Origin of the sequence: Streptomyces sp. YS-3, from assembly GCF_045257485.1 — a bacterium.
Classification (GTDB): Bacteria; Actinomycetota; Actinomycetes; order Streptomycetales; family Streptomycetaceae; genus Streptomyces.
Genome location: NZ_JBJHPC010000514.1, coordinates 1 through 5,157, shown reverse-complemented (window position 1 = coordinate 5,157; position 5,157 = coordinate 1). Strand labels below are relative to the sequence as shown.

Genomic DNA, 5,157 nt, shown 5'->3' with positions numbered 1-5,157 from the left:
CCCCCGATCGTGCGAACCGGAGACCGTGACTACTACCGCCTCCCACCACCTCTCGCCCGCCTTTCCCGGACGTGCCCCCTGGGGTACGGCCAACAAGCTGCGTGCCTGGCAGCAGGGGGCGCTGGAGAAGTACGTCCAGGAGCAGCCGCGTGACTTCCTCGCCGTCGCCACGCCCGGCGCCGGCAAGACGACGTTCGCGCTGACGCTCGCGTCGTGGCTGCTGCACCACCATGTCGTGCAGCAGATCACCGTCGTCGCACCGACCGAGCACCTGAAGAAGCAGTGGGCGGAGGCCGCCGCGCGGATCGGCATCCGGCTGGACCCCGACTACAGCGCGGGGCCGCTGAGCAAGGACTACCACGGGGTCGCCGTCACGTACGCCGGTGTGGGCGTGCGCCCCATGCTCCACCGCAACCGCTGCGAGCAGCGCAAGACCCTCGTCATCCTGGACGAGATCCACCACGCCGGTGACTCCAAGTCCTGGGGTGAGGCCTGCCTCGAAGCCTTCGATCCCGCCACCCGGCGGCTCGCCCTGACCGGCACCCCCTTCCGGTCCGACACCAATCCGATCCCCTTCGTCACGTACGAGGAGGGCAACGACGGCATCCGGCGGTCCTCCGCCGACTACACCTACGGGTACGGCAACGCCCTCGGCGACGGTGTCGTCCGGCCGGTCATCTTCCTCTCCTACAGCGGCAACATGCGCTGGCGCACCAAGGCCGGTGACGAGATCGAGGCGCGGCTCGGCGAGCCGCTCACCAAGGACGCCATCTCGCAGGCCTGGCGTACCGCCCTCGACCCGCGCGGCGACTGGATGCCGAACGTGCTGCGCGCCGCCGACCAGCGGCTCACCGAGGTCCGCAAGGGCATCCCGGACGCCGGCGCCCTCGTCATCGCCTCCGACCAGGACTCCGCCCGCGCCTACGCCAAGCTCATCCGGGACATCACGGGCCACAGGGCCACCGTCGTCCTCTCCGACGACAACGGCGCCTCGAAGAAGATCGACGAGTTCAGCCACAGCGACGACCGGTGGATGGTCGCCGTCCGGATGGTCTCCGAGGGCGTCGACGTGCCCCGGCTCGCGGTCGGCGTGTACGCCACCACGATCTCCACGCCCCTCTTCTTCGCCCAGGCCGTCGGCCGTTTCGTACGGTCGCGGCGGCGCGGCGAGACCGCCTCCGTCTTCGTGCCGACCATCCCCACCCTGCTGGGCTTCGCCTCCGAGATGGAGGTCGAGCGCGACCATGTGCTCGACAAGCCGAAGAAGGAGGGGGAGGAGGACCCGTACGCCGAGGAGGACAAGCTCCTCGCCGAGGCCGAGAAGCAGCAGGACGAGGACACCGGCGATCAGGACATGCTCCCCTTCGAGGCCCTGGAGTCGGACGCCGTCTTCGACCGGGTGCTCTACGACGGGGCCGAGTTCGGTATGCAGGCCCACCCGGGCAGCGAGGAGGAGCAGGACTACCTCGGGATTCCCGGGCTCCTCGAACCCGACCAGGTGCAGCTGCTGCTCCAGAAGCGGCAGGCCCGGCAGATCGCCCACAGCCGGCAGAAGCCCGCAGACCAGGCCGACCTCCTGGAGATGCCCGCCGAGCGGCGGCCCGTCGTCTCCCACAAGGAACTGCTGGAACTGCGCAAGCAGTTGAACACCATGGTGGGCGCGTACGTCCACCAGAGCGGCAAGCCGCACGGCGTCATCCACACCGAGCTGCGGCGGGTGTGCGGCGGGCCGCCGAGCGCGGAGGCCACGGCCGGGCAGATCCGTGAGCGGATCAAGAAGGTGCAGGAGTGGGCCACGCGGATGAAGTGACCGGCGTGGAGCGTCCGTCCGGGGAGTAGCGGGGCGGCGGAAGCCGGCTGCGGCGCCGGGGCCCGGTCAGGGGTCCCGGCGGCCCGGGACCGGGTCCCGAATCAGGAGGAAAACCACGGGTCGTCACCGTGCGCGCCCGGATTCTGGACGAGGGCTTCCGCTGAGCGGGACCGGTCGCTACTGTCCCGGCCATGCAAAACGCCCCGTGGCAGCGCCGCCGCGGAGCGCAGCCGGTGCCATGGCCTGCCGGCGGCCTCTGTGCGCGTCGCCGATGGGACCGGTGCCGCGATCCTGTGGGGAGCCGCCGCGACTCACCGTAAGGAGTGGGCGTCGTGACCGCGGAGACCTCCCAGACGCTCGACCGGGGACTGCGTGTCCTCAAGCTGCTCGCCGACACCGACCACGGCCTGACCGTCACCGAGTTGTCCAACAAACTCGGCGTCAACCGGACGGTGGTCTACCGTCTGCTCGCCACACTGGAACAGCACGCTCTCGTACGGCGTGATCTGGGCGGTCGCGCCCGGGTCGGCCTCGGGGTGCTGCGCCTGGGCCGGCAGGTCCATCCCCTCGTACGGGAGGCCGCCCTGCCCGCCCTGCGCTCGCTCGCCGAGGACATCGGCGCGACCGCGCACCTCACCCTGGTCGACGGGGCCGACGCGCTCGCCGTCGCGGTCGTCGAGCCGACCTGGACCGACTACCACGTGGCCTACCGGGCCGGGTTCCGCCACCCGCTCGACCGGGGCGCCGCCGGCCGCGCCATCCTCTCCGCCCGCCAGGCCGGCGGACTCGTCGACCCCGGCTTCACCCTCACCCACGGCGAACTGGAGGCCGGGGCGAGCGGCGCCGCCGCGCCGCTGGTCGGGATCACGGGGATAGAGGGGAGCGTGGGCGTGGTGATGCTCGCGGACGCGGTACCGGAACGGGTCGGACCGAGGGTGGTGGACGCGGCCAGGGAGGTGGCGGACGCGCTGCGGTGATCCCCGGCGCCCCGTAACGCGGAGCTGGAGCCCGGCGCCCGCCCTCGGCGGTGCCCGGGCCATGCCCTGGCGGTGTCCGGCCCTGCCCTGCCCCGTGCCCTGTCCGGGCCCTGCCCCCGTGCGGTGTCCGGGCCGAGCCCCGTGCGGTGTCCGGTCCCTGCCCCCGTGCCCTGTCCGGGCCGAGCCCCGGCGGTGTCCGGTCCCGTCCCCGTGCAGGTGTCCGGGCCCAGCCCCCGCCGGGCGTCCCGTGCGCCCCGATACATTGGGTCCGTGCATCCCCGTCACTCACGCCTCCGTAACCTCGCCATCGGCTCCGCCCCCGTCGTCGCGCTGCTCGCCGTCGTCGGCTTCGCGCCGCTGCCGTTCTCGGTGGCCGAGCCGGGGCCGACCGCGAACGTGCTCGGGGACGACAAGGGCAAGCCGGTGATCACCATCGAGGGCAGGCCCGCCCGGCCCACCACCGGGCAGCTGCGGATGGTGACCATCGTGGCGACCGGACCCTCCGCCAGCGTGGGGATCTCCGACGTCGTCCGGGCCTGGTTCCGCACCGACCAGGCCGTCATGCCCCGCAACTCGGTCTACCCGAGCGGCGGCAGCGACGAGGAGATCAGCGAGCACAACCAGGCCGAGATGAAGGAGTCGCAGGACAGCGCCACCGCCGCCGCGCTGAACTACCTCCACCTCGGTCCGAAGCAGGTCAAGGTCACCCTCAACCTGGCCGACGTCGGCGGCCCCAGCGCCGGGCTGCTCTTCTCCCTCGGCATCGTCGACAAGCTCCACGGCAACGGCTCCGGCGGCGACCTCACCGGCGGCCGTACGATCGCCGGTACGGGCACGATCGACGCGGACGGCAGTGTCGGCGCGGTCGGCGGCGTCTCGCTCAAGACGCGGGCCGCGCGAAGGGACGGGGCGAGCGTCTTCCTCGTACCGAAGGACGAGTGCTCCGACGCGCGCGCCGAGCTGCCGCACGGTCTGCGGCTGATCCCGGTCACCACGCTGTCGGGGGCGGTGTCCGCGCTGAAGGCGCTGGACAAGGGCGGGGACGTACCCAGCTGCTAGAGGCCCGGCCCGCCCGGCCCGGCATCGTGCTCAGCGCGCCGCGACCGCCGGTTCCGGCTTCGACTCGGCGCCGGGGCGCGGGAGTCGGTCGTCCATCTGCCGCCACGCCGGGAACACCAGCGGGCTCAGCGTCGTCGCCAGATATACCGCGCCCACCACCAGCAGCGCCCCCCGCGCCCCGGCGCCGTCCACCAGCAGGCCGGCGCCCAGGCCGCCCACCGGCATCGCCAGCTCGCAGCCGGCCGTCAGGGCGCCGGAGACGCGGCTGCGCAGCTCCTGGGGGACGCGTTCGTACGTCACCGTCGTCAGGATCGGGTTGAGCATGCCGCCCGCGAGGCCGCCGAGCGCCATCGTGACCGCGAGGGGCAGCGCCGAGCCGGTCAGCGCGGCCACCACGAAGCGGGGCGCGCCCGCCAGGACGAAGGCGGTGGTGAACACCGCGCGCCGGGGGAACCGGTGGCCCACCGCGCCGTACAGCAGCGCGCCCAGCAGTCCGCCCGCGCCGAACGCGGCGGTGACCAGGCCGAGTTGGGTGGAGCCGCCCAGTTCGCGTTCGGCGTGCACGGGCAGCAGGACCGCGTTCCAGCCCTGGTCGAGGCCGTTGGTGACCATGACCATCACGCTGACCGCGAGCAGCAGCCGGGCGCGCAGCAAGTAGCTGTACGTCTCGCGCAGTTCGGTGCGGTAGGTGGTGAGGGAGACCGGCGCCGCGTTCCGTACCGGCTCGGCCGCGCGGATGCCGCGGATGCCGAGGGCGACCAGGAGCGCGGAGGTGCCGAACGTCGCCGCGTCCAGGAGCAGGACGGACTCGGCGCCGACCAGGGCGATCAGCAGCCCGGCGAGGGCCGCGCCCGCCATTCTGGCGCCGCGCTGTACGGCGTCGAAGAGGCTGGCCGCGCGGGTCAGGGTGGTCCCGGCGCGCTCGGCGAGGTCGGGCACCAGGACGTACCGGGCGGTGCGGCCGGGGGTGGCGGCCAGTCCTTCCACGGCCATCAGCGCGCACAGCAGCCAGAAGGGGAGCGCGCCCGCGAAATAGAGCAGCGGGACGGCGCCGACGGCGAGCGCGCAGACGAGGTCGGAGCCGACGCTCACCCGCCGCCGCCCCAGCCGGTCGATGACCGGCCCCCCGACCAGCGCGGCCACCACGATCGGCAGGGTGGCGCAGAAGGCCACCACACCGGCCCGCCCCGCGCTCCCGGTGGTCTCCAGGACGAACCAGGGAACACCGATCAGGGTCAGCGAACTCCCGGCCGTGGAGATGGTGTTGGCGGCCAGGACGGCGGCCAGGGGGACGCGGGTGCGCCCCTGCCC

The 5,157-nt window shown here is 73.3% G+C and carries 4 protein-coding genes; 3 read left to right on the top strand and 1 reads right to left on the bottom strand.

The window, feature by feature from the left end; all coding sequences use genetic code 11:
• Nucleotides 1-25 precede the first annotated feature (25 nt).
• From ACJA3G_RS29550 to ACJA3G_RS29540, 3 genes are all read left to right on the top strand, one after another.
• Nucleotides 26-1,810, top strand: coding sequence for a DEAD/DEAH box helicase (locus tag ACJA3G_RS29550; protein ID WP_406556100.1), 1,785 nt, complete (start codon nucleotides 26-28; stop codon nucleotides 1,808-1,810).
• Between the two features lie 332 nt (nucleotides 1,811-2,142).
• Nucleotides 2,143-2,787, top strand: a complete 645-nt coding sequence (locus ACJA3G_RS29545; protein WP_283143297.1) for an IclR family transcriptional regulator — start codon at nucleotides 2,143-2,145, stop codon at nucleotides 2,785-2,787.
• 270 nt (nucleotides 2,788-3,057) lie between these two features.
• Nucleotides 3,058-3,846, top strand: a complete 789-nt coding sequence (locus ACJA3G_RS29540; protein WP_406556098.1) for a PDZ domain-containing protein — start codon at nucleotides 3,058-3,060, stop codon at nucleotides 3,844-3,846.
• Nucleotides 3,847-3,876: 30 nt separating this feature from the next.
• On the opposite strand, the gene ACJA3G_RS29535 is transcribed toward ACJA3G_RS29540, so the two are convergent.
• Nucleotides 3,877-5,133 carry an MFS transporter gene (locus ACJA3G_RS29535; protein WP_406556099.1) on the bottom strand — a complete coding sequence of 419 codons (1,257 nt, stop codon included), beginning with the start codon at nucleotides 5,131-5,133 and terminating at the stop codon, nucleotides 3,877-3,879.
• Nucleotides 5,134-5,157: the final 24 nt, after the last annotated feature.